Raw genomic sequence first — 25943 nt, forward strand, 5'->3', positions numbered from 1 at the left:
GCGGTGTTGCTCCTCATCGGCCGTTTCGGCCTGTTCGTCGGGGTCTTCCTCGTCCTCGTCTGCACCCTCATGGCCGTGTTCACATCCCCCGGCACAGCCGAGTTCGTCATCAGCGTCGTCACGATCGGGATCGGCCTGGTCGTCCTCGCCCTCGGTCTGCTCGCCCTCCTTCTGGAAAGGAAGCGTCAAGAATGACCTCCTACCCCCCGCGCAACGCGATCCTTCAAGACCTGAGCAGGCGCCGCCTCCTCAAGGCCGTCGGCCTCGGCGCGGCCGGAGCGGCGGGCGCAGGGGCCCTCTCCGCCTGTTCCGCGGGCGGCGGTTCCACCTCCGGCGCCACACAGTTCACCGGGGTCTTCGACTTCGACCTCGACTCCATGACGCGCAACGTCCACCGGGAGGACGGGGCGCTCCTGCTCAACTCCGTGTACAAGGACCTCTTCCTGTGTCCGGGCGGAGTCTTCAACTGGAGCACCCACGAGTGGGACTATCTCCTGCTCGAAGGGCACGAGTGGGACGGCGACGACCTCATCGTCTCCCTGCGTTCCGGGCTGAAGTGGAGCGACGGCAGCGACCTGAACGCGGACGACATGATCCGCAGCTACGCGATGCGCGTCCTGGAGGCCCCGCCGTGGGGCTTCGGCTTCCCCCAGGTCCAGGACCTGGAGAAGCTCGACGACCAGAGCGTGCGCGTGGGTTTCGAGAACCCCTTCCCCAACATCGAACGCAGCATCATCAAGCACCGTGTCGTCTCCAAGGTCACGTACGAGAACTTCGGCGAACGAGCCTTGGAGATGGTCAACGACGGTGTCCGTCAGGGCGACGACGAGCACGCCGAATGGAACTCCGAGTTCATCGAGTTCGACCCGGACGAGATCGTCTGTAGTGGCCCGTACATGTTCGACGAGGCGCAGATGTCGGACGCACGCATCACCCTGGTGCGCAATGAGAACGGCTACCAGGGGACCGAGGTCGAGTTCGACGAGGTCGTCATCCACAAGGGCGACAACCGCCAGTCGGCGCTCCTGGTGCAGCAGGGAGAGGTCGACTACTCCAGTCTCGCCCCCTCCGCGGCCGACCAGCAGGCCTTCCAGAGCGTGGAGGGTTTCCGCTGGATCGAGCACGCCGGTTACGACGGTGTCGGTCTGATGTTCAACCACAAGGCCAAGCCCGAGGTCCAGGACGTACGCGTGCGCAAGGCGCTCGCCTACATCCTCGACGGCGAGCAGATCGGTCAGGTCGCCCGAGGCGAGGCCTACAGCCGCGTCGAGTACTACGCCGGTCTCGCGGACATCCAGGCCGAGGAGATCTTCACCTCGGAGGAGCTCGCGGACTTCGAGAACTTCGACCAGGACCATGACAAGGCCACGGAGCTGTTGGAGGAGGCCGGCTGGACCAAGGAGGACGGCAGGTGGTACCTCCCGGACGGTGAGGAGGCGAGTTTCGAGGTCATCGGTGTCGCGGGTTGGGGCGACTTCGAACTGACCGCCACCCAGGTCGAGGAGGCGTGGAACGCCTTCGGGATCAAGACCGAGGCCCGTAACGTGCCGGAGGACAACCCGTGGGGCATCTGGGGCGCGGGTGACTTCGAGGTCGCCGTCCGCCACTGGGGCAACCCCGAGCAGCCCGATTACTGGGGCGCCTTCCAGATGAACTTCCTGACGGAGAACGCGGGCACGGAGGACTCCCCGGGGCAGGGCTTCGACCTTCAGGTGGAGAGCCCGAGCCAGGGGGAGGTCGACCTCGCCGAACTGGTGGACACCGCTCAGCGGGCCGAGAGCGACGAGGAGCAGATGGAGGCCCTGAAGGCGCTGTCCATCGTCTTCAACGAGCTGCTGCCCCGCATCCCGATCTGGACGTACAAGTACCTTTCGCCCGCGATCGAGGGCAAGCGGGTCGAGGAGTTCCCGGTGGACACCCCGACCTCGCAGAACGAGCAGTACCAGGACAACCACATCATCCTGGCGCTGATCCAGGGCGAGCTGAAGCCGGTCCGGGACTGACCGTGGACGGACGGCCCGGTCGGGGCCGGACGTCGGGGCGACCGTCGAGGCGGTCGCCCCTTCGTCGTGTTCGGGACGCATAACGTCGATTACGGTCCATAAGAATTTTGTTCTGTCGGAGACCGTTTATGCGCGTATGAGATGAATGTAGGTAGTCTCGTGTTCGTTGAGAGTGTGCATTGGCACGCGCATTTTCCCTTGCTCCATTTCGTCCCCTCGCCCCCGCCTCATCCCCCCGACCTTCGAAAGGAACCGGTGCACCATGCCCAAGGACCTGTACGAACTCGGAGAGGTGCCGCCCCTGGGCCACGTGCCCGCGCGAATGCACGCCTTCACCATTCGGCGTGAGCGCTACGGCGAGCCGCGCGACGCCTTCGCCCACGAGATCGTCCCCGTACCCGAGCTGCGGCCCGGGCACGTGCTCATCTGGACGATGTCGGCCGGGATCAACTACAACAACATCTGGGCGGCCAAGGGGCACCCCGCCGACGTCATCGCCGCGCGGGAGAAGGCCGGAGAGACGGAGGACTACCACGTCGGCGGTTCCGACGGGGCCGGGGTGGTCTGGGCCGTCGGCGAGGGGGTCAGCGGGGTCGAGGTCGGCGACCACGTCATCATCGCCCCCGGGCAGTGGGACGAGACCGCGGACGACATCCGCATGGGCGGCGATCCCATCGCCTCCAAGACCATGCGGGTGTGGGGGTACGAGAACAACCACGGGTCCTTCGGGCAGTTCACCCTCGCCCGCGACGTCCAGCTCCATCGCAAGCCCGCCGACCTTCCCTGGGACGTCGCCGGAGGCTTCCTGGTCAGCGCCGCCACCTCCTACCGTCAGCTCTTCGGCTGGGAGCCCAACGTGGTCCGTCCCGGGGACCCCGTCCTGATCTGGGGCGGCGCGGGTGGTCTGGGCACCTCGGCGATCCAGTTGGCGAGCATGGTCGGAGGCAAGCCGGTCGCCGTGGTCTCCACGGAGGAGAAGGCGAAGGTGTGCCGTGAGCTCGGGGCCGTGGGCACCATCCTGCGCACCGAGTTCGACCACTGGGGCCGTGTCCCCGACGAGGGCGACATCCAGGCCTACTCCGAGTGGATGCGCGGTGTGCGCTCCTTCGGGAAGAGGTTCTGGGCCGAGCTCGGGGAGCGGCGCGCCCCCCGCATCGTGTTCGAGCACACCGGTGCCGACACCCTGCCCACCTCCCTGTACCTGTGCGACAACTCCGGCATGGTGGTGATCTGCGGGGCCACCTCGGGCTTCCAGGCCGACGTCGACCTCCGATTCCTCTGGATGCGCCTCAAGCGGCTCCAGGGCTCCCACTTCGCCTCGCCGGCCCAGTGCCGCATGGTCATCGATCTGGTCGAGAGCGGGCGCCTCGACCCCTGTGTGACCCGCGTCGTGGGCTTCCACGAGATCGGTGAGGCCCACCAGCTCCTGCGGGACAACAGGCAGCCTCCCGGCAACATGGCCGCTCTCGTCAACGCCGCACCGGGCCAGACCGGCCTGTAGCGGATCGAGGGGGCGGGGCCGTCCTCGGGGGTGGAGGAAGACCCGGACGCGGGCCCGTCCGGGCCTCTCGCAGACCCGGTTCCTTGAGAGGATCGGGGTTTCGTCTCATCTTTCGAGATGAGGCGGAAAGGATTTTCGAGGTGGGGGAGAGGGGTCTCCGGGAGACCTTCGAGGAAGTGCCCAGGTAGGCGGGGTGTAGAGGTCTCTTGGGGGAGTTGAGAAAGAAGGGAAGGTGTTGGTGGTCACAAGGTGATGACTCTTGGCGAGAACCGGACAAAATAGTGCAAATCGGACAAAAGGCTTCTGTTCGGGATGCTGATCCCACGCTGTTCGCGCACGTCACAAGGGTCTCGGGGGTGCTTTTTCAGTGCTTCTTTGATTCTTCTGTCAAGGCGGGCGACCTTTGTTAGTCTGGCGAACCGAACGACGGTTCCCGGTGGAAGAGCAGGAATTGGGCGGAGTGCGTACTCTTGTCCTTCGGATCAGGGGTCCGGTCGCCGCTCGCGGCGACGGACGCCGAGGCCCCACCGAAACCGTCGAGGCGTTCCCCCGACGATCGGGACGCCTGGCCGCCAGGGACCGATCGTGGCCCCCGATGGCTTCCTCCCTGGTCAGGGCGGTGGTGCGGGGCCGCCGCCAATCCGCCCACCTGATTCGAGGAGACGAGATTGTGGCACAGGCGCAGTCACCGCATGAGCGCGATGACCTCCCCCTGGCCAAGATGATGTCGACGGAGGATGGGCGTGGAGCCAGGCGTGAAGGAAGGTTCCGCCGGGCCATCTCCCGGATGGTCAAGTCCCAGGAACCCCCGTCACCGGAGACCGAGCAAGGACATCCCGTGCATAAGCCCGTGCATCCGCACTCGCACAGCCCCGACCGGAAGTCGGACGGCGAGGAGACATCCGCGACGGAGCCCCCCACCGGACCCTTCTCCGCGTCCGCCGAGAACGGTTACCGCCCCACATCCCGGGTGAGCGTACCGAATCCCTACACGACCAGGCGGGTCGAGGTCGACGATGTCGACACCGGCGCCAATCCGGTCGGTCAGTGGCGCGGTGTCGGCCTCGACGAGCCCGAACCACGCAGCAAGCCCACCCTCGCCACCACGGACACCATGACCGAGACGCCCTCCTCACCAGAGAGCACAGAGCGGCCCGAGGCCCCTGTGCCCCCCACGACCGAACAGCGGCCGACCCCCGGCCCGTCCGCGCCCCCGGTCGAACCCGCGCGGCTCCTCGCCGAGCCCGCGCAGCGAACGCAGCCCCAGCCCCACCACCAGCCCACGGAGGTCGCGATGCCCGAGGCCTCCGGCGCCCCTCGCTCCGAAGCGGACCGCCCGATCCCGCAGGGAGCCCCCGCGCCCTCGTTCTACGCGGGCCCGAGCGAGCCCGCGTACGACCCGCGCGGCCAAGAGCCGCCGGCGCACCACCCGCAGCAGCCGGCCCCTCAGGGCCCGCCGCCCGCCTACGACCCCTACGCCCAGCAGGGTCACCCCTTCCAGGGGCACGTGCCCCCGGGCTACGGGCACCAGGGCCAGGGCTACCCGGCCCGGCACGAGCCGGCCCCCTACCAGCCGCAGCGGCACGAGGGCCACGCCCCGCCCGCGCACTACCCGTCGCCCTACCAGCAGAGGGTCGACTACCCGGTCGTGCCGCCCTATCCCGCGCCGCAGCCGGCCCCGTACCCGCACCCCCTGGTGGCCTACCAGAACGCCTACCCGGCCCCCTACCAGCCGCCCGGCTACGTCCTTCCGGGACAGCCGGTGGTCTACCCGGGTCAGTTCCACCCCTACGGCCAGCCCGTCCAGCACGTCATCGTGCTCAGCGCGGGCCAGCAGCCGCAGGTGATCACCGCGGAGTCGGCCGCCACCCTCTTCGCCGAGCGGAGCGAGACCACGGCCTCCGAGGAGGTCGCCCAGAACAAGGCCCTGACCGGGTCGGAGTCGGTGGAGGAGTCCACCGACGAGTCCCGCGCGAAGACGGAGGAGGAGACGCCCTCCCCGAGCGCGGCCGAGGACACCGACTCCTCGACCGAGGTCGCTTCGGAGAAGGACGAGATCGCCAAGGCCAAGGCCGAGGTGGCCGAGGCCGTCTCCGAGGTGCTGCGCGACTCCAAGGGAGAGCTGCTCAACGAGGCGCTGGCCGGACTGGCCATGCGCGACCTCTCCCTGGTGGACGCCCTGCTGGAGATGGTCGAGTCCCTGGAGACCGACGCCCAGGACCCGGACCTGCTCGACAAGCTGTTCCAGATCGACAACTTCGCGACCCGTATGCGACGTAACGGGGAGAACCTCCTGGTGCTGACCGGGCACGACGGTGGAGAGTCCGACGCGCACGACGAGATCGTGCCCCTGCTCGACGTCGCACGCGCCGCGACCTCGGAGATCAAGGACTATCCCAGGGTCAGTCTGGGCAAGCTTCCGCAGACCTCCATCACCGGTCTGGCCGCCGACGACATCAGCCACCTGCTCGCCGAGCTCCTGGACAACGCCACCGCGAACTCCCCGGAGCACTCCCAGGTGGTGATCAGCGCCCAGGAGATGGACGACGGTCGCCTGATGATCATCGTCGAGGACGAGGGCGTGGGTATCCCCGAGGCCCAGCTGGTCGAGCTCAACAGCCGTCTGGACGGCGAGCCGGTCCTGGACGACGAGGTGCCCAAGCACATGGGTCTGTACGTGGCCAGCCGGATCGCGCAGAAGCACGGTCTGGAGACCCGCCTGGAGTCCCGCTCCTTCCGCGGCGTCAGCGCCTACACGATCATCCCCAAGGATCTGCTCCGCGTGGCCACGACGAGACAGCCCGGCCAGGCCCGGACCTCCACGACCCCGGCGACCAACACCCCCGCGAGCCGTACCGTTCCGCAGCAGCCCTCCTACGGAGGCGGCGCGAACGGGACCACCGGCAACGGCGCCGGCGGCAACAGCGGCCCCAAGGCCTCTCCGGCGGCCTCGGGCGGGAACTCTTCGGTCACCTCCGCGGGACTGCCCCGTCGTAGTGCCACACCACACGGTTCCCCGCTGCGGATGATGCCGCACCCCGGGGCCCTCTCCGACAACCCGCCGCCCCCGCCGAAGGGCCGGGAGGACACCCCTCCCAGGCTCACCGGCGAGGCCCGAGCCGAACAGATCCGCGACGAACTCGGCGACTTCCTCGACGGAGAACGGGCGGCCCTCGAAGGCAAGGACCTCGAGGACGGCAAGGAATGACCTTCAGACCCAAGGCCCACACACGTGTGTGCGGGCCCATGATTCCCCCAGCGAACACACACTCGGCCGAGGCAGGTAGAGCGCAAGCATGACTGAACCCAACAACGACAGCGTCGAGAACTTCTCGTGGCTCATCGACCGCTTCGTCCGCGACGTGCGCGGTGTCGAGCATGCCGTGGTGGTCTCCTCCGACGGCCTGGTCCTCACCCACTCCAGCGACTTCCCCGAGGAGCACGCCGAGCAGCTCGCGGCGATCGCCAGCGGTCTGCACAGCCTCGCGGTGGGCGGGGCCGGACTGTTCCAGCGGGGCGAGTGCGAGCAGCTGCTGGTGCGTTTCAACCACGGCCATCTCTTCATCATGGCCATCAGTGACGGTTCCTGCATGGCGGTGCTGACCGCACCCGGTACGGAGCTGAAGATCGTCGGTTTCCAGATGGCCAAGCTCGTGGACAACGTCGCCCATGTGCTCACGCCGCAGCTGCGCTCGCAGCTGCGTGAGGTCATCCAGAACTGACGACGGTGTTTTCCGTAACGGTTCGGCAGGAATGAGGTTGCCTCGGCTATGAGTTTCCGAAGGCGAAGGAGTAATCGTGTTCGCCCGTTCACCTTCACGGGTGGGCGTACACGGTCGCGGCATCCGCTGATGGTGCAGACCCTGGTCTCGACGTCCGAGCCCGGGCAGGACCCTCCTGGCACCCTCATGCCGGAGTCGATCAATATCTACAAACTGTGCCGGGAGACCCGGTCTCTCGCCGAGGTCTCGGCCGAGCTGAACATCCCGCTGGGTGTCACCCAGGTTCTGGTCAGTGACCTGGCCGAGCAGGACCTGGTGTACATCCACCCGACCATCACCGGCAGCAGTCCGTCCGAAAACCAGGTTCTGGAGAGGGCTCTTCGTGGTCTCGAACGACTTTTCCAGTGACAACAGGTCGAATCGCAAGAAGATGTCGAGCAAGATCGTCATCGCCGGTGGCTTCGGTGCCGGCAAGACGACCTTGGTCCGCTCGGTGTCGGAGATTCCGCCGGTCACGACTGAAGCGATAATGACCGAGGCCAGCGTCGGACACGACGACACCTCGGTCACGACGACACCTCGGTCACCCCCGACAAGACGACGACCACCGTCGCGATGGACTTCGGTCGCATCACCATCGACGACGAGCTGGTCATGTACATGTTCGGTACGCCGGGCCAGGCTCGGTTCTGGTTCATGTGGGACGACCTCGTGCGCGGCGCGGTGGGCGCCGTCGTCGTGGTCGACTGCCGTAGGCTCGCGGACTCCTTCGACGCCGTCGACTACTTCGAGACGCAGAAGCGGATCCCCTACATCGTCGCGCTCAACAAGTTCGAGGGACGTCTCGACTACACCTCCGAGCAGGTCCGTGAGGCCCTGGAGGTCAGCCCGGACGTGCCCATCATCGACTTCGACGCTCGGCACCGGATGTCCGGGGGCGACGTGCTCAAGACGCTGCTGAGGTACGCGCTGGAGCACAACCGGGCGAGCGAGCCCGTCGCCTGACGGGTGGAGGTCCGTCCTCCCACTGCCCCGTAGATTCCCAGGAAAGTTAGCGACATATGCGCAAGATCCTTATCGTCGGTGCCGGCCATGCCGGCCTGCACCTGGCCCACGGTCTCCTGACCCATGGCTACGACGTCACGGTGATCACGGGGCAGTCCTCACCGGAGATCAGGACCGGGAAGCCCTCCATCTCCCAGTTCACCCTGCCCACCGCGCTGGAGTACGAGCGGGCGTTCGACCTCGACCTCTGGAGCGCTCTGTCCCCTCAGATCCGTGAGCAGAAGCTGTTCCTGTACAGGGACGGGCAAGAGGTCACGTCTTTGACGGGCAGTTCGCACGCGGGCAACAGTTACAGCCTTTCGGTGGACCGTCGGGTGAAGATGGCCGACTGGCTCGAGTTCTTCGAGGACCGGGGCGGAAAGGTCGTCATCCACGGAGTGACCGTGACCGACCTCGACTACTTCTCCCGGATGTTCGATCTGATCATCGTCGCGGTCGGTCACGGGGAACTCGGTCAGCTCTTCGACGATGACGACAGTCGGTTCAGCGGTACCCGTCAGCGGGCGATCGCCCAGGCCTACATGTACGACGTCTGGCCCGACCCCGGGGAGAACGAGAACCTCGGCTGGTCCGCCGTCACCGAAGAGGCCGGGAACATCATCTTCATCCCCATCCTGAGCCAGGAGGGGCCCTGCCACAGCCTGCTCATGGTGGACAAGAAGGGCGGCCCGATGGACGCCTGGCCGGACCGGCCGGGCCCGGAGGAGCAGCTGCGCCGGATGAAGGACCTGTTGCGCAAGTACGCTCCGGACTTCTTCGAGAGGATCCGGGACGCGGTCCTCATCGACGGCCGCAGCACCCTGGTGGAGGATCTGACCCCTCAGGTGCGCAATCCGGTGGGGCGGCTCCCCTCCGGGGGTCGGGTGCTGGGCATGGCCGACGTGGTCGTGACGATGGACCCCTTCGTCGGTCAGACCTGGAACAACTCGACCCGATGCGCCCAGACCTATCTGGAGAGCATCCTCGACCAGGGGGATCAGCCGTTCGACGAGGAATTCCTGCTCAAGACGTTCGATCGTTTCTGGGAATTCGGACGGGACAATCAGCAGTGGGCGGACTTCGCATCCAGTATGTGGGAACGCGATGACCTGCCCGAACACGTGGCGAACGTGATGATTCACGCCTCCCAGTACCGGGAGGTCGCCGACCGTTGGATTCAGGGCTGGGATCAGCCCTCCGATTACAAGAGCTGGCTTTTCGACCCGGAGGCGGCTCAGCGCTACCTGGCCGATGTCAAGGCCCGTAACGGGGGATGAACCTCTGAACCGAGGGCCTTGGGGCCCGTGGGTTCCGGCCCGGCGACCGAGTGGACGCCGGGCCCTTCTGCGTGTCGGGGGTCACGTCGTCGGAGGCGAGGGGGCGGGGTAGGACGAAACAGCCGTCCGAAAAAGTACTCTCCATTGTCAGTCGTTGTGAGCAAGCGTTACGCTCATCGGGGTTGATGTCCATTTGTTCCTTAATGGCCTTTCGTGGGTTGGTTGCCGTTCTCCCCCGCACGTGGTCCCCTCCTTCGGGGCGAACGTGGGGCGGTGACCGAATCCATGGCCCAAAGACCCTGGTCTGTGCAGATGCACGGGCATAAGCATGTTCTGTCCGCCGGATGGGACACCGCGGCGGGGACGACGGGACGGCCGAGAGTGAAAGGCAGCGATCGTGAGTGGCGCAGCGGACGGGGCCGTATCCCCTGACACCTGGCAACCCGTCGCCGTGGTCGGCCTGGCCTGTAGGCTCCCCGGAGCTCCGGAGCCGGAGGCCTTCTGGCGATTGCTCTCGGAGGGACGCGAGGCCATCTCCGCTCCTCCCGAGAGGCTGGGGACGCTCTCGCCCGAACGCGGACACGACTGGGGCGGATACCTCGACGACGTGGCCGGCTTCGACGCCCCCTTCTTCGGACTCTCCCCGCGCGAGGCGGTGGCGACCGACCCCCAACAACGCCTCATGCTCGAACTGGGCTGGGAGGCGGTGGAGAACGCCCGGGTCGCGCCGGGCACCCTGCGTGGCAGCAGGGTGGGCGTGTTCGTCGGTGCGATCGGTTCCGATCACCACCTGCTCCAGGACCGGGGCGGCGCCGACGCGATCACCCGGCACACCCTCACCGGAACCCATCGGAGCCTGATCGCCAACCGTCTCTCCCACACCATGGGACTGCGCGGCCCCAGCCTGACCATCGACGCCGGGCAGGCCTCGTCCCTGGTCGGCGTGCACATGGCCGTGGAGAGCCTGCGCCGGGGGGAATCGGAGCTGGCGCTGGCCGGTGGGGTCAGCCTCATCCTCGTCCCGGAGAGCACCGAGGCGGTGGTCCGTTTCGGTGGTCTGTCCCCCGACGCGCGCTGTCATACCTTCGACTCTCGGGCCAACGGCTACGTACGAGGCGAGGGCGGGGCCGTCGTCCTGCTCAAACCGCTCTCCCGGGCCCTGGCCGACGGGGATCGCGTGCACGCGGTCGTCCACGGCGGAGCGGTCAACCACTCGGGTGCGGGCGAGTACCTCACACGACCCACCGCGGCCGGCCAGGAGGCCGTCATCCGGGCCGCCTACGAGAACTCCGGTCAACGTCCCGACCGGGTCGGCTACGTGGAGCTGCACGGCACCGGTACCCCGGCCGGGGACCCCGTGGAGGCCAGGGCCCTGGGTTCGGTCTTCTCCAAGGAACGCCCCGACCCCCTGCGTGTGGGGTCGGCCAAGACCAATGTCGGACACCTGGAGGGCGCGGCGGGTATCGTCGGTCTGGTCAAGACGGTGCTGAGCCTGGACCACCAGACGTTGCCGCCCTCCCTCAACTTCGTCGAGCCCAACCCCGACATCGACCTGGAGGCCCTGCGGCTCTCGGTCCAGACCCGACGTGAGCCCTGGCCGGGTCACGCGCCCCTGGCCGGGGTGTCGGCCTTCGCCATGGGCGGGACCAACTGCCACATGGTGTTGGGCCCGGCGCCGCTCCCCGAACAGGGCACGGTGGACAACGGGGGCTCGGGCGCCCGAGCCCTCGACCCGGTCCCGTGGGTGCTCTCCGCCCGTTCGGAGACGGCCCTGCGCGAACAGGCCTCCGCCCTGCACGCTCACGTCTCCTCCAGGAAGGGGACCCGGGCCCAGGACGTGGGGCTGTCCCTGGCCACCACACGGGACGTCTTCGAACACCGTGCCGTGGTGTTCGCCTCGGGGGAGGGGAGCACCCGGGAACTGGAGTCGGTCCTGCCCGAGGGGCAGACCCCCATGGACGCCGACACGCCGGGGCCGGTGCTGGTCTTCCCCGGCCAGGGCGGCCAGTGGGCCGAGATGGGACGTGATCTGCTGGCCGGCGACGGTGTGCTCGCCCGAGCCTTCGCGCAGCGGATCCGCGCGTGCGAACGCGCTCTGGAACCCCACGTGGACTGGTCGTTGACGGCGGTGCTGCGCGGTGACCCTCAGGCCCCGGCCCTCATGGGGGAGGGGGCCCGGGTGGACGTCGTGCAACCGACCCTGTGGGCGGTCATGGTGTCCCTGGCCCGGGTGTGGGAGACGCTGGGCGTCCGTCCGGCCGCGGTGGTCGGCCATTCCCAGGGCGAACTCGCGGCGGCCTGTGTCGCCGGAGCCCTGACCCTGGAGGAGGCGGCGCGTGTCATGGCCCTGCGGGGGCGGGCCCTGACCGGGCTGGGCGGCAGCGGCGCGATGGCCTCCCTGGGGATGTCCGCGATCGAGGCCGAGACCCTCACGGAGAGCCTCCCCGACCTGTACCTGGCCGCCATCAACGGACCGAACGCCGTCGTGGTCTCCGGCGACCCCGACTCGGTGCGCGAAGCGGTGCGCCGCTGCGTGGACCAGGGGTTGCACGGGTCGATGGTGGACGTCGACTACGCGTCCCACTCGGCCCAGGTGGAGCGCATCCGCGCACGCCTGTTCTCCTACCTGGGGCGGGTGCGATGGCAGCGCCCCAAGGTGCCCTTCTACTCGACCCTCACCGGCCGTGAACTGGGCGAGGACTCCCCGGATCTGGACGCCTCCTACTGGTACTCGGGGCTACGCGAACCGGTGCTGTTCGCCCCGGCGGTGGCCGCGCTGGCCGGAGCCGGATACCGGACCTTCCTGGAGGTGGGACCGCATCCGGTGCTCTCCTACGGGATCCGACGGACTCTGGCCGAACAGGGGATCCGGGGACGGGTCCTGGAGACGTTGCGTCGCGGCGAGGGCGATCAGGCCCGTCTGCTGACGGCGGCCGCCCACGCCTTCACCGCGGGGGTGGACGTGGACTGGGCCGGCCTCTTCGAGGGGACCGGGGCCCGCCGTACCGATCTGCCCACCTACCGGTTCCAGCGTGAGCGCCACTGGCCGCGCACACCGGCGCGGCGCCCGGAGGGGGCCTCCGGCCGCTCCGACGACCTCCTGCCCGATCAGGGGGTGGAACTGGTCGACGGCCGCACCGTGTTCTCCGGGCGGATCGACGAGGCCCATCAGCCGTGGGTCCGCGATCACGGGATGCTCGGTCGCACGGTCCTCTCGGGAACGGCGGTGCTGGAGCTGGCCCTGCACGCGGGAGACGTGGTGGGCACCGGCGCCGTGGAAGGGCTGGACCTGACCGAACCGGTGCTGCTCTCCTCCGGAGACCGCACCACCCACGTGCAGGTGACCGTGGGCGCGGCGGCGGAGAACGGAACGCGCCAGGTCGAGGTGCACTCGCGAGGGACCGCGGACGGGGAGTGGGTCCACCACGCCCTCGGCACCCTGGCCCCGGACCGGACCCGGAGGGAGACCGCCGAGCCCGCGGCCTGGCCGCCTCCGGAGGCGGTGACGGTCGACCTCGACCCGGACGAGGCCTATGGGCGGCTGGCCCGACGCGGCCACACGCACGGGCCCCTGAACCGGGGACTGCGCGAGGTCTGGCGCCTGGGCGACACCCTGCTGGCCCGGGTGGTCCTGCCCTCCGGGCACGGCCTGCCGTCCTCCGTCACCCGCTCCCTGCTGCTCGACACCTCCCTGCACGCGGTACTCCTCTTCGGACCGCGCACCGAGGGGCCGCCCTTGGTCCCCGTCGAATGGCGCGGGGTCCGGGTCCTCTCGGCCTCGGTCCCGACCGAGGCGCGGGTGGCCCTGGAACCGGTGGGCCCCGATCGCTATCGGGTCACCGTCACGGACCGCTCGGGCACCCCGCTGCTGGAGGCCGAACAGGTACGGCTGCGGTCGCTGGAGAGCGAGACCCTGCCCCCTCCCCAGGGGGAGGAGCCCGGCCTGTACCGCCTGTTCTGGGAACCGCTCTCCCTGCCCGAGAGCGACGGTCGGATGCCGGTGGGACTGGTCTCCCCGGCCGACCTGGCCGGAGGCGGACCGGTGCCCGACACGGTCTACGCCGAGCTGCCCGCCCGCGAGGTCTACGCCGAGCACGAGCCCGTGCCCGACGCGGTGAGCGAGGGGGTCGAGGCGGCGTTGGCGACGGTGCGGGAGTGGCTGACCGACCCGCGCACCGTGGACTCCCGCCTGGTCCTGATCACCTGGCGTGCCGTGGTGACCTCGGGGGAGGACCGCCTGGGCGGGCCGGCCGCAGCCCCCGTCTGGGGCGTGATCCGCTCCATCCAGCGCGAACATCCCGGCCGCGTGGTCCTGGTGGACTCCGACGGTTCGGAGGACTCCCACCGTGTCCTGGTCGACGCGGTGAGCACGGGACGTCCGCAGTTGGCGCTGCGTTCGGGGGCCGCCCTCGCGCCCCGTCTGGCCCCGGCGTGCGAACCGGATCGTCCGGTCCCGCCCTCCGCCGCCTGGCGCCTGGGGCCCGACCCCTCCGGCTCCGCGCGAGGACCGATCCTGACGGTCGCCCCCGAGGCGACCGCCCGACTCGACGCGGGTCAGGTGCGGATCTCCGTCCGCGCGGCCGGGGTCGGCCAGCGTGACGTCGCGGTCGGGCTGGGGCTGCTCGACGAACGGATGGGTCTGGAAGGGGCCGGCGTGGTCGTGGAGACCGCCGCCGATGTCACCGACCTGGCCCCCGGAGACCGTGTCATGGGGGTGTTCCGCGGAGCGCTGGGACCGCTGGCGGTCGCCGATCGGCGCGCCCTGGTGCGGGTTCCCGAAGGATGGGACCTGGAACAGGCCGCCTCGGTGCCGCTGTCCTTCCTGATCGCCTACCACGCCCTGGTGGACGTGGCCGGGGTCCGACCGGGCGAGAGCGTCCTGGTGCACTCGGCCGCCGGCGGGGTGGGTCTGGCCGCGGTCCAACTGGCCCGCTACATGGGTGCCCGGGTCTTCGGCACGGCCGCCCCGCACAAGTGGGCGCTGCCGGAGGAGTACGGGGTCCCGCCGGAGAACCTGGCCTCCTCACGCGACCTGGACTTCGAGGACCGGTTGCGCGCCGCCAACGGCGACCGCGGGCTCGACGTGGTCCTCAACTCCCTGACGGGTCGGTTCGTCGACGCCTCGCTGCGACTGTTGCGATCGCCCGCGGACGGGGCCGGAGTGGGCGGTCGCCTGGTCGAACTGGGCGTCACCGACGTGCGCTCGGAGGCCGAGGTGGCCGCGGCCCACCCGGGGCGGGGCTACCATCCGCTCGACCTGGCCGAGGTCTGCCCCGACCGGGTGGCCACGGTGCTCACCCGCGTCACGGAGCTGTTCGAGGCCGGAACCCTGCGCCCTCTACCGGTCACCGTCTACGACGTGCACGACGCCCGTGAGGCCCTGGAGGCCCTGCGGCGTGGAGACCACGTGGGCCGCACCGTGCTGACCTTCCCCGAACCGTTCCCGGCAGGGGCGACCGTCCTGGTCACCGGGGGGACGGGGGAGATCGGACACCGGACGGCCCGTCACCTGGTCGCCGGATACGGTGTGCGCCATCTGACCCTCGTCGGGCCGGGCGGCGCCGCCGCGCCCGGTCAGGACGGCCGCACCGGCGAACTCCGCTCTCTGGGGGCCGAGGTCGAGGTCAAGGCCTGCGACGTGGCCGATCGGGAGGCCCTGTCCCGGCTCTTGGACGGATTGGAGCGTCCGTTGGGGGCCGTCGTCCACACGGAGGACGCCGTACTCGACGAGTCCGAACCGATCGACGGTGTGGCGGCGCTGAGGAACCGGGTGAACGCCCTCTGGAACCTGCACGAGCTCACCCTCGACCGGGAGCTCGGCTCCTTCGTCCTGTTCTCCTCTGCCGGAGGGGTGCTGGGCGCACCCGGGAGGCACCACTCGGCCGCCGCCGACGCCTTCTCCGACTCGCTCGCCCACCATCGGCGTGAGCGCGGTCTCCCCGCGACCTCTCTGGCCTGGGGCCGGTGGGGCGGGCTCGGACCGTCCTCGGAGAACCCCTGGGACGGGGGCGTGCTCGCCCCGATGCCGCCGGACCGGGCGCTCGCCAAGCTGGACGCGGCGCTGTACCTGGAATCCGATGTGTACGTTCCGGCCCTGGTGAACAAGGACGACGCCCCCGAACATCCGTTCCTGCCCGGGGTCGGTACGACCTCCGGCCGCGGCGGACCTCCGCGCGGCGGCGCCCGCCGGACGCGCAAGGGCCGATCCGGGCCGCCTGCCGAGCCGACACGTCCCGTCGTGGCCCCGCCTCCGCCCACCCCCTCGACGGAGCCGAAGGCGTCGCCCGAACGGCTGGCCTCCCTGTCCGAGGGAGAGCGCGAACGCGTGCTCCTGGGCAGGGTGCGGGCGCACACCGCGGAGGTCCTCGGTCACGCCGGGGTCGCCGCGGTCCCGGCCGACCGGTCCTTCCGCGATCTGGGGCTGGATTCGATGGGCGCGGTCGAACTGCGCAACCGCCTCTCGGGGGAGGTCGGTGCCCGACTGACCGCGACCGCCGTGTTCGATCATCCCAACCCTCGGGCCCTGGCCCGACTGCTCGTCGGTCTGGTCGCCCTCGGAGACACGCGGCGCTCCGAGGAGGAGCCCGCCGCCACGCGGGGGACCGACGCGGGGCCCGCGCGGGATCCGAGGGTGGACGATGATCACGGTGTCGACGACATCGACGACATGGACGTGGACGACCTGCTGGATCTCGCCCTGGGGGCGGAGCATCTTTCCGACGGTGAACAGGAGACCGCCGATGGCCACCGATAGCGACCAGAGCGCCAAGCTCGTCACCGCGCTGAGGTCGGCGTTGAAGGAGAATGCGCGCCTACGCGACCGCAACCGTGAGCTCGACACCAGGTCGGACCCCATCGCGATCGTCGGGATGGGGTGCCGACTCCCCGGAGGGATCGACTCGCCCGAGGCGTTGTGGCGGCTGGTGTCGGAGGGACGCGAGGCGCTCTCGCCTCTTCCTCTCGACCGGGGCTGGGACCTGGACGCCCTGCTGGGGAACGACGGCTCCACGCCGTTGTCCGCCACGGACCGGGGCGGGTTCCTCGAAGGGGCCGCGGAGTTCGACGCCGCCTTCTTCGGTATCTCGCCCAAGGAGGCGGCCGCCATGGATCCCCAGCAGCGGCAGCTGCTGGAGGTGGCCTGGGAGTCCCTCGAACGGTCCGGGATCGACCCCTCCTCGCTGGGCGGGAGCGCCACCGGTGTGTACATGGGGGTCACCGCCGCCGAGTACGGACCGCGCATGTCGGACGGGCCGGAGGAGGGGCATCTGCTCACCGGCACCACCCCCAGTGTGGCGTCGGGGCGACTGTCCTACCTGTTGGGCCTGGAGGGCCCGGCGCTGACCGTGGACACCGCCTGCTCGTCCTCGCTCGTGGCCGTGCATCTGGCGGTGCGGGCCCTGCGCGAGGGAGAGTGCACGCTGGCGTTGGCCGGAGGAGCCACCGTCATGGGCTCCCCGGGGCTGCTGGCGGAGTTCACCCGTAAGGACGGCCTGGCCGGAGACGGTCGATGCAAGGCCTTCGGAGCGGACGCCGACGGTACCGGTTTCTCCGAGGGCGCCGGGGTGGTCGTACTGGAACGTCTCTCCGACGCCCGCCGCAACGGGCACCCGGTGCTCGCCCTGCTGCGCGGCAGCGCCGTGAACCAGGACGGCGCCTCCAACGGGCTGACCGCCCCCAACGGGCCGTCCCAGGTGCGGGTGGTGCGCTCGGCCCTGAGCGACGCCGACCTCGCCCCCGCCGACGTGGACGCCGTGGAGGCGCACGGCACCGGCACCACCCTCGGCGATCCCATCGAGGCCGGGGCGCTGATGGAGGCCTACGGGCCGGGCCGTGAACGGCCGCTCCTGTTGGGCTCTCTCAAGTCCAACGTCGGCCACACCCAGGCGGCGGCGGGGGTCGCCGGTCTGGTCAAGGCCGTGTGCGCGCTGCGCGCGGGGGTCGTCCCACCGACCCTGCACGCGGACACCCCCAGCCCGCACGTGGACTGGGACGAGGCGGTCGCGCGGATCGCCACCACCGCCTCCCCACTTCCCGACCTGGGCCGTCCGGCCCGGATCGGAGTCTCCTCCTTCGGGATCAGCGGGACCAACGCCCACGCCATCGTCGAGGCGGTCCCCGAGGACCCGGAACCCGAGTCCGAGAAGAGCGCCGACACCCTGCCGTTCGTGCTGTCGGCCCGTACCGAGGAGGCCCTACGGGAGCAGGCCTCCCGGCTGCGCGCCACCCTCTCCGAGTGGGACGTCGACCCCGCCCGGCTTTCCTCACTGGTCCGTACCCTGGCCTCGGGCCGGGCGCGGATGGAGCACCGGGCGGTCGTCCTGGCCTCCGACGCCCCGTCCCTCGACACCGGCCTGGACTCCCTCGTAGAGGGGACCCCGGCCCCGCACGTGGTGCACGGGCGGGAGCGCCCCGACGGGGTCGTCGCCTTCGTCTACTCGGGCCAGGGGTCGCAACGGCCGGGTATGGGCCGCGACCTGTACCGGGCCCACCCGGTGTTCGCCGAGGCCCTCGACGAGGTCGTCGACGCCTTCGATCGGCGTCTGGAACGCCCGCTGCGCTCGGTGATGTGGGCCGAGGAGGGGAGCCCCGAGGCGGCCCTGCTCGACGAGACCCTCTACACCCAGGCCGGGGTGTTCGCGGTCGAGGTCGCCCTCACCCGTCTGCTCGAATCGGTCGGTGTCACGCCCGACCACGTGGTGGGCCACTCCATCGGCGAACTGGCGGCCGCGTACGTGGCCGGGGTGTTCTCCCTGGAGGACGCCGTCGAGCTGGTCTCCGTTCGGGGCCGCATCATGCAGGACCTGCCCGAGGGCGGCGTCATGGTCGCCGTCCAGGCGGGGGAGGGGGAGATCCGCGAAGCCCTCGACGAGGCCGAGGGGGTGGTCTCGCTCGCCGCCGTCAACTCGCCCGAGGGCGTGGTGCTGTCCGGCGAGGAGAGGGCCGTGCTCACCGTGGCCGAGGCGTTCGCCGCTCGAGGACGACGGACCCGCCGTCTGCCGGTGCGCCGCGCCTTCCACTCGGCCCTCATGGACCCGGTCCTGGGCCCCTTCGCCGAGGCCGCCTCACGGGTCTCCTACCACGCCCCCCGGATCCCGCTGGTGTCCAACCTGACCGGTGGTCGCGCCGGGGACGAGATCCTCGACGGCCACTACTGGGTGCGACACGTACGCGAGGCGGTCCGGTTCGGGGACGGTATCGGCCGGCTGCGCGACGCCGGGATCACCGAGTTCGTCGAAGTGGGACCGGACGGAGTCCTGGCCTCCATGGTGCAGTCCTGTCTGTCCGGAACCGAGAACGCCGAGGTCACCGCCCTGCTCGGCGGCACCCGCTCCGAGACGCACGAGCTCACCGAAGGCCTGGCGGCCCTGCACACGCGTGGAACACACGTGGAATGGACGGCGCTCTTCCCCGAGGGGCGACTCCTCTCCGACCTGCCGACCTATCCCTTCCGTCGACGCCGGTTCTGGATGAACCCGCCGGTGGAGGGGCGCGTGATCGTCGAGACCGGAGGAGGCGCACCCGAGGCCGCCCCGGCGCCCACGGTCCGGCTCGACCTGTCCGGCATGGACGGTCACGAGCGGACCGAGACCCTTCTGGACCTGGTGCGCGACGAGACCGCGGCCCTGCTCGGCCACGCCTCTCCCCGGGACGTCCTCGCCGAACAGGGCTTCCTCGACATGGGGCTGGACTCGCGCGGCGCCGTCCGACTCGGGGCTCGGATCAGCTCCCTGACCGGCCTGGAGGTCTCCGCCACCACGGTCTTCGACCACCCCTCCCCACGGGTTCTCGCCGAACACCTGGCGGGGGAGTACACCGACGTTCGGGAGATCGACCCCGAGGCCGAGGAGGAGCGGCTCAGGGCCGCCCTGAACTCCGTTCCTCTGGAGGCCCTGCGCGCCGCCGGCCTCCTTGAGGCCGTGCTCGCCCTGGCCCCGGCCGACGCCGGCGATGGGAACGGAGCAGAGGCGTCCGATCCGCCCGCCGCGGCCGAGGAGGGCGCGGACGTCGACTCCATGGACGTCGACGACCTGGTGCGCATGGTCTACGGGCGGGACTGACCCGCCGGGACTCCCACGAGCCGACCTTCTCCACACGACGGCGCGCCCTTACCGCGCCGAAGACCCTGAGCGATCGAGGGACACGATGCACGACACCGCCACCGGCCGTCCCGACGGCCGGGTGGTGGAGGCCCTACGCGCCTCCATCAAGGACAACGAACGTCTGCGCGAAGAGAACCGGCGGTTGAGCGAGGCCGCCTCCGAACCGATGGCCATCACCGCGATGAGCTGCCGTTTCCCCGGTGGTATCGACACACCGGAGCGGCTATGGGAGCTGTTGGTCGACGAACGCGAGACCGTGTCGGGTTTTCCCACCGACCGTGAATGGGACCTGCGGGACCTGTTCGACGACGATCCCGACCACCACGGCCACAGTTACGTCCGCAACGCCTCCTTCCTCAAGGACGTCGCCGACTTCGACGCCTCGTTCTTCGGTATCTCGCCGAAGGAGGCCACGGCCATGGATCCCCAGCAGCGGTTGCTGCTGGAGTGCGCCTGGGAGGCCCTGGAACGTTCCGGCACCGACCCGACGAGCCTGCGCGGTAGTCGTACCGGGGTGTTCGCCGGGGTCATCGCCACCGAGTACGGTCCCCGGGCCGTGGACACCACCGACGGCAGCGCCGGCCACCTGGTCACCGGTACCGCGCCCAGCGTCTCGGTGGGCCGCATCTCCTACATCCTGGGGCTGGAGGGGCCCGCGGTCAGCATCGACACCGCCTGTTCCTCCTCTCTCACCGCACTGCACACGGCGGTGGAGTCGCTGCGCCGGGGCGAGTGCGAACGAGCCCTGGTCGGCGGGGTCAGCGTCGTCACCGACCCCTCGGAGTTCGCCGGCCTCAGCGGACAGCGGGCGCTGAGCCCGGACGGGCGCAGCAAGGCCTTCGACGAGGCCGCGGACGGCACAGGCTGGAGCGAGGGCTGCGGTGTCCTGGTCATCGAACGCCTCTCCGACGCCCGCCGCGCCGGGCGTCCGATCCTGGCCCTGGTGCGCGGCTGCGCGGTCAACCAGGACGGTGCCTCCAGTGGGCTGACCGCGCCCAACGGCTCCGCCCAGCGCAAGGTCATCCGACAGGCTCTGGAGAACGCCGGGCTGGAGGCCGCCGACATCGACGCCGCCGAGGCGCACGGTACCGGCACACCGCTCGGCGACCCCATCGAGGCCGAGGCGCTCATCAACACCTATGGCCGGGCCCGCACCCCCGACCGTCCACTGCTGCTCGGCTCGCTCAAGTCCAACATCGGGCACACCGTCGCCGCCGCCGGTATCTCCGGCGTGATCAAGATGGTGCTCGCCCTCCGGCACGGGCTGCTGCCCCGTTCCCTCCACCTGAACACGCCCACTCCGCGCGTGGACTGGTCGGCCGGTACCGTCGTCCCTCTGCGTCGGGCCCACGAGTGGCCGCGAGAAGAGGGCCACGTGCGCCGCGCCTGCGTGTCCTCGTTCGGCATGAGCGGAACCAACGCCCACGCCATCCTCGAAGAGGCACCCCTGCCGGACGCCGCCCCGGAACCGGCGCCCGAGCGGACGGGCCCCGTCGCCTGGCCGCTCTCGGCGCGCGGCGCCGAGGCCTTGGCCGCCCAGGCCGCGCGTCTGGCCGACCACGTCGAGGCCCATCCCCACCTGCGGCCCGTCGACGTCGGCCACACCCTCACCACGGCCCGTGCGGACCTGCCCGATCGCGCCGTCGTCGTGGGATCCGACACCGACGGACTGGTCGAGGCCCTGCGCGCCGTCGCCGAGGGGGCCGACCACGACTCCGTGGTGCGCGGCCGTGTACGCGAACAGGCCCGCACCGCCCTGGTCTTCCCCGGCCAGGGCTCCCAATGGAGCGGTATGGCGGTCCCCCTCATGGACTCAGACCCGGCCTTCGCCGCTCGTATCGACGAATGCGAGAAGGCCTTCGCGGCCCATGTGGACTGGTCGCTCACCGACGTACTGCGCGGTGAGCCGGGGGCGCCCGGCCTGGACCGGATCGACGTCGTCCAGCCCGTCCTCTTCGCCGTCATGGTCGCCCTCGCCGACCTGTGGCGACGTCACGGCCTGCGCCCCTCGGCGCTCATCGGCCACTCCCAGGGTGAGATCGCCGCCGCGCACGTGGCCGGGGCGCTCGACCTGGAGGACGCCGCCCTGGTGGTGATCGCCCGCAGCAGGCTGCTCACCTCCCTGGTCGGCAAGGGCGCGATGGCCGTACTGTCGATCTCCGCGGAGGAGGCGGCCGAACGGATCCTCCCCTGGGAGGGTCGACTCGGCGTGGCCGTGGTCAACGGCCCCGCCACCGTGGTGGTCGCCGGAGACAAGGACGCCGTCGCCGAGCTCATCGAGACCTGTGAGTCCGACGGGGTGCACGTCCGTCGCATCCACGACGACGTCGCCGGTCACTCCCCGCACGTCGACCCCCTGCGCGAGGATCTTCTCGCCGCGCTCGCGGACATCACCCCCCGTCCGACCCGCGTCCCGCTCTACTCCACCGTCACGGGTGAACGCATCGAGGGCACCGCGCTGAACGCGGAGCACTGGTTCGAGAACCTGCGCCGGACCGTTCTGTTCGAGCCGGGCGTCCGCGCCCTGCACGATGCCGGGTTCAGTGCGTTCGTCGAGGTCAGCGCCCACCCCGTCACCACCTACGGAATCCAGCAGACCGTGGAGGCCGCGGGGGACGAGACCACGGCGGTCCTGTCGACCCTGCGTCGAGACCAGGGAACGCCCACTGACGCGCTCCTGGCACTGGCCCGCGCGCACGTGAGCGGCGTGGCCGTGGACTGGGCTCCCCTGTACGACCCGTACCGTCCCGGGCTGGTCGACCTGCCCACCTACGCCTTCCAACGGGACCGCTTCTGGTCGGCCCCGACCCGTTCCGCGGACGTCTCCGGCAGCGGCGTCGACCCCGTCCCGCATCCGTTGCTGGGCGCGGCCGTCGAACTCCCCGACGACGCCGGACACCTGTTCACCGGGCTGCTCTCCCTGAGCGACCACCCCTGGCTGGCCGACCACGCGGTGGGCAGCACCGTCATCCTGCCCGGGGCGGCCCATCTGGATCTGGTCCTGCACGCCGCCGAACACGTCGGCGCCGGCGGGGTGGCGGAACTGACCCTCAACGCGCCCCTGGTTCTACGGCCCGACGAGGACGTCCGCGTCCACGTCACCGTCGGAGAAGCCGACGCCGACGGTCGTCGCACGGTGCGTGTGCACGGGCGCGCGGGCGGGACCTGGACGGAGCACGCCGAGGGCGTGCTCACCCCGGAGCGGCCCACACCCGTTGTCGACCAGGGGGTGTGGCCGCCTTCGGCGGCGCCGCTGCCCGTCGACAACCTCTATCCGCGCCTGGCCTCCCGAGGCTACGGCTACGGTCCCGTCTTCCAAGGGCTGCGCGCGGCCTGGCGTGACGAGGACGAGGTCTGGGCGGAGGTGGCGCTTCCCGAGGGCGTCGCCGTGGACGGTCACGACGTCCACCCCGCTCTGCTCGACGCCTCTCTGCACACCATCGCCCTCCTCGCGGACGAGGACGACAAGGTACGGCTGCCGTTCAACTGGACCGGGGTGACCTCGCACGCCACGGGCGCGACCTCGGTACGTGTGCACACCGCCCGTGTCGGCGAGGACGAGTACGCCCTCACCGTCACCGACGGCACGGGACACCTGGTGCTGACCGCCGACGCGCTGGAGGTCCGCGCGGTCGCCGCCGACCGGATCGAGGAGAGCGCCCGCCGCGCGGAGTCCCGAGAGCTGTACGCCCTGACCTGGCCCGCCCTCGACCTGCCCGCCGTGCCGGCCGACACCGCGTTCACGGTCCTGGGAGAGGACCCCGCCGGGGTCGCCGACGCCCTGACCGGGGCGGGGCTGCGGACACGTTCGATCGGGAGTCTCGACGAGCTGACCGACGACGCCACCGTCCTGGTCCCGTGCGTCTCCGTCTCACCCGACCCCGAGGACCTGTCCGGCGAGGCGCGACGGGCCCTGCACCGGGTCCTGGATCTGCTTCAGACCTGGCTGGCCGACGAACGCACCGTCGATCGGCGGCTCGTCATCGTCACCCGCGGAGCGGTCGCCGTCGGTGAGGAGGGGGTCGACGACGTGGCGAACGCCCCGCTCTGGGGGCTGCTCAGGTCGGCACAGGTGGAACAGCCCGACCGTTTCGTCCTCGTCGACCTCGCCCCCGGTCTCGGGGAGGAGGGCGTCGCCCTGTTGCCGCGGGCCCTCGCCACGGGGGAACCGCAGATGGCCCTGCGTTCCGAAGAGGTTCGGGCGCCCCGGTTCACCGCCGCCGAGATCCCCGACGAGGCCGCCCCGAGCGGGTTCGCCGGCGGTCGCGTCCTGGTCACCGGCGCCACCGGTGTCCTCGGCTCGGCGATCGCCCGCCACCTGGCGGCCCACCACGGCGCCCGCGACCTGCTGCTGCTGAGCCGTCGTGGTGAACAGAGCCCCGGCGCGGCCGACCTGCGCGCCGAACTCGCCGGACTCGGAGCCCAGAGCACCTTCGTGGCCTGCGACGTCACCGATTCCGACGCGCTGGCCGAGGTCATCGAGGCGTATCCGCCCACGGCGGTGGTGCACATCGCCGGCACCATCGACGACGGCGTGCTCACGGCCCTGACCCCCGAACGGATCGACACCGTCCTGCGTCCCAAGGCCGACGCAGCCTTCCACCTGCACCGACTCACCCGGCACCTGGAGTTGACGGCCTTCGTGCTGTTCTCCTCCGCCGCCGGTGTGCTGGGCAGTCCGGGACAGGCCAACTACGCCGCCGCCAACGTCTTCCTCGACGGACTGGTCCACCACCGCCGCGCCCAAGGGCTGGCCGGCCTCTCTCTGGGCTGGGGCCTTTGGGAGCGGCTGGGCGAGTCCGGATCCCACCTGGCCGACACCGACATCTCCCGACTGCGTCGCCTGGGCATGGCCCGCCCTCTCGGCCACGACGAAGGGCTCGCCCTACTCGACGCCGCGCTGGCCGCGACCGACGCCCACCTCGTACCGATGCCGCTCGACCTGGGGGCCGTGCGTTCCCGGGCCGCCCGTACCGGTCACCTTCCGCCGCTGTTCCGCGGACTGGTCCGGCCCCCGCGTCGCAAGGCCGCCGCGATCGGTTCGGCCGGCCCCGACCTGCGCTCCCTCACCGGGGACGACCGGGATCGGGCGCTGCTGGACCTGGTCGGCTCACGCACCCTGGAGGTCCTGGGACGGTCCGCGGGCGAAGAGCTCGATCCCGACCAGAACTTCCTCGAACTGGGCATGGACTCGTTGACCGCCGTGGAACTGCGCAACGAGCTGAGGGACGCCACCGAACTGCGCCTTCCCGCCTCGGTGGTGCTCAACCACGCCACCCCCCGACGTCTGGCCGCGTTCCTGGCCGCCGAACTCCCCGAGCACGGAGCGCCGGCCCCCGAACGGCCGGCCGCCGTCGGCGACCCGATCGAGGCCTCGGTCCCGCTGTTCCGCGAGGCCTGCGTGCAGGGACGCGTCCACGATGGGCTCGCCCTCATCCAGGCCGCGGCGCATCTGCGGCCCACCTTCGACGGCCCCGACGACTTCGGTCCCCTGCCCCGGCCCGTCACCGTCGCCCGAGGCCCGATCGGGCCCCGACTGGTGTGCCTGCCGTCGCTGGTGATGGTCTCCGGGGTCCAGGAGTACGCCCGCTTCGGCGCCTACTTCCAGGGGCGACGCGAGGTCGTGGTACTGCCCCAGCCCGGCTTCACCCCGGGCGACCCGTTGCCCGCGACGCTGGAGGCCGCCATGGAACTCCAGGCCCGCGCCGTCCTGGAGGTGGTGGGCGACGAACCGTTCGTCGTGGTCAGCCGTTCCTCGGGTGGATGGACCGCGCACGGGGTCACCACCCTCTTGGAGGCCCGAGGCCGGGCGCCCGAGGCGGTCGTGCTCATGGACACCCCCATGCCGGACGAACCGACCGCCGGGCCCATCATCCAGGCCGGGGTGCTCGAACGCGAGACCCGCTTCGGGCTGATGGACGGCACCCGGGTCACCGCCATGGGCCGCTACATGAGCCTGTGCGCCGACTGGGCACCTCGGCGCACCGAGGTGCCCACCCTGGCGGTGCGCCCGGGCGGTCCCATGCGCACCGCCGACGGGACCCGCATCGGCGGCGACGACTGGCGGTTCGAGTGGTCCCTGCCGCACGTCGCCGTCGACGCCGAGGGCGACCACATCAGCATGCTGGAGGAGCACGGCGAGAGCACCGCCGCGCTCGTTCACGCCTGGGTCGAGGAGCACACCTCGTAACACGGTCGGGGGCGTCCTCTCGACGGATCCGTCGAGAGGACGCCCCCCGGTACGGTCGCCCGCCCCCGACGGAACAAACCGTCCCTCGGAGGCGTTCTCAACGAGG

General features: G+C 70.7%; 10 protein-coding genes and 1 pseudogene. All 11 read left to right on the forward strand.

The genetic code is table 11. The features are described 5' to 3' along the window. Positions 1-3 precede the first annotated feature (3 nt). The 11 genes and pseudogenes from TR33_RS17220 to TR33_RS17270 all read left to right on the forward strand — a co-directional run bounded on the left by TR33_RS17220 (position 4) and on the right by TR33_RS17270 (position 25837). Entirely contained in the window at positions 4-195 is a 192-nt protein-coding gene (locus tag TR33_RS17220; RefSeq protein WP_042284118.1) for a hypothetical protein, read from the forward strand. Continuing rightward, positions 192-2003 carry an ABC transporter substrate-binding protein gene (locus TR33_RS17225; RefSeq protein ID WP_042284120.1) on the forward strand — a complete coding sequence of 604 codons (1812 nt, stop codon included), beginning with the start codon at positions 192-194 and terminating at the stop codon, positions 2001-2003. Before TR33_RS17220 ends, TR33_RS17225 begins: the two co-directional genes overlap by 4 nt. A 262-nt stretch (positions 2004-2265) precedes the next feature. Next, positions 2266-3504, forward strand: a complete 1239-nt coding sequence (ccrA, locus tag TR33_RS17230) for a crotonyl-CoA carboxylase/reductase (RefSeq protein WP_014909323.1) — start codon at positions 2266-2268, stop codon at positions 3502-3504. Between the two features lie 970 nt (positions 3505-4474). Continuing rightward, positions 4475-6712: a sensor histidine kinase gene (locus TR33_RS17235; RefSeq protein ID WP_369386046.1), complete on the forward strand. Its 2238-nt coding sequence runs from the start codon at positions 4475-4477 to the stop codon at positions 6710-6712. A gap of 88 nt (positions 6713-6800) precedes the next feature. Beyond that, positions 6801-7226, forward strand: coding sequence for a roadblock/LC7 domain-containing protein (locus tag TR33_RS17240; protein WP_014911173.1), 426 nt, complete (start codon positions 6801-6803; stop codon positions 7224-7226). Between the two features lie 48 nt (positions 7227-7274). Next, positions 7275-7634: a DUF742 domain-containing protein gene (locus tag TR33_RS17245; protein WP_077689177.1), complete on the forward strand. Its 360-nt coding sequence runs from the start codon at positions 7275-7277 to the stop codon at positions 7632-7634. A 22-nt stretch (positions 7635-7656) separates the two neighbouring features. Continuing rightward, positions 7657-8231: pseudogene (locus TR33_RS17250) on the forward strand (GTP-binding protein). A 56-nt stretch (positions 8232-8287) separates the two neighbouring features. After that, positions 8288-9547, forward strand: a complete 1260-nt coding sequence (locus TR33_RS17255; protein WP_042284123.1) for a styrene monooxygenase/indole monooxygenase family protein — start codon at positions 8288-8290, stop codon at positions 9545-9547. Between the two features lie 397 nt (positions 9548-9944). Continuing rightward, positions 9945-16301, forward strand: a complete 6357-nt coding sequence (locus TR33_RS17260; protein WP_199806151.1) for a type I polyketide synthase — start codon at positions 9945-9947, stop codon at positions 16299-16301. Further along, complete coding sequence (locus TR33_RS17265) at positions 16288-19605, forward strand: type I polyketide synthase (RefSeq protein WP_042284126.1); 3318 nt, start codon at positions 16288-16290, stop codon at positions 19603-19605. The genes TR33_RS17260 and TR33_RS17265 overlap by 14 nt, the downstream gene beginning before the upstream one ends. An 85-nt stretch (positions 19606-19690) precedes the next feature. Beyond that, complete coding sequence (locus tag TR33_RS17270) at positions 19691-25837, forward strand: type I polyketide synthase (protein WP_042284128.1); 6147 nt, start codon at positions 19691-19693, stop codon at positions 25835-25837. The last annotated feature ends 106 nt before the right edge of the window (positions 25838-25943 follow it).

Source organism: Nocardiopsis alba (assembly GCF_000710955.1).
Classification (GTDB): domain Bacteria; phylum Actinomycetota; class Actinomycetes; order Streptosporangiales; family Streptosporangiaceae; genus Nocardiopsis; species Nocardiopsis alba.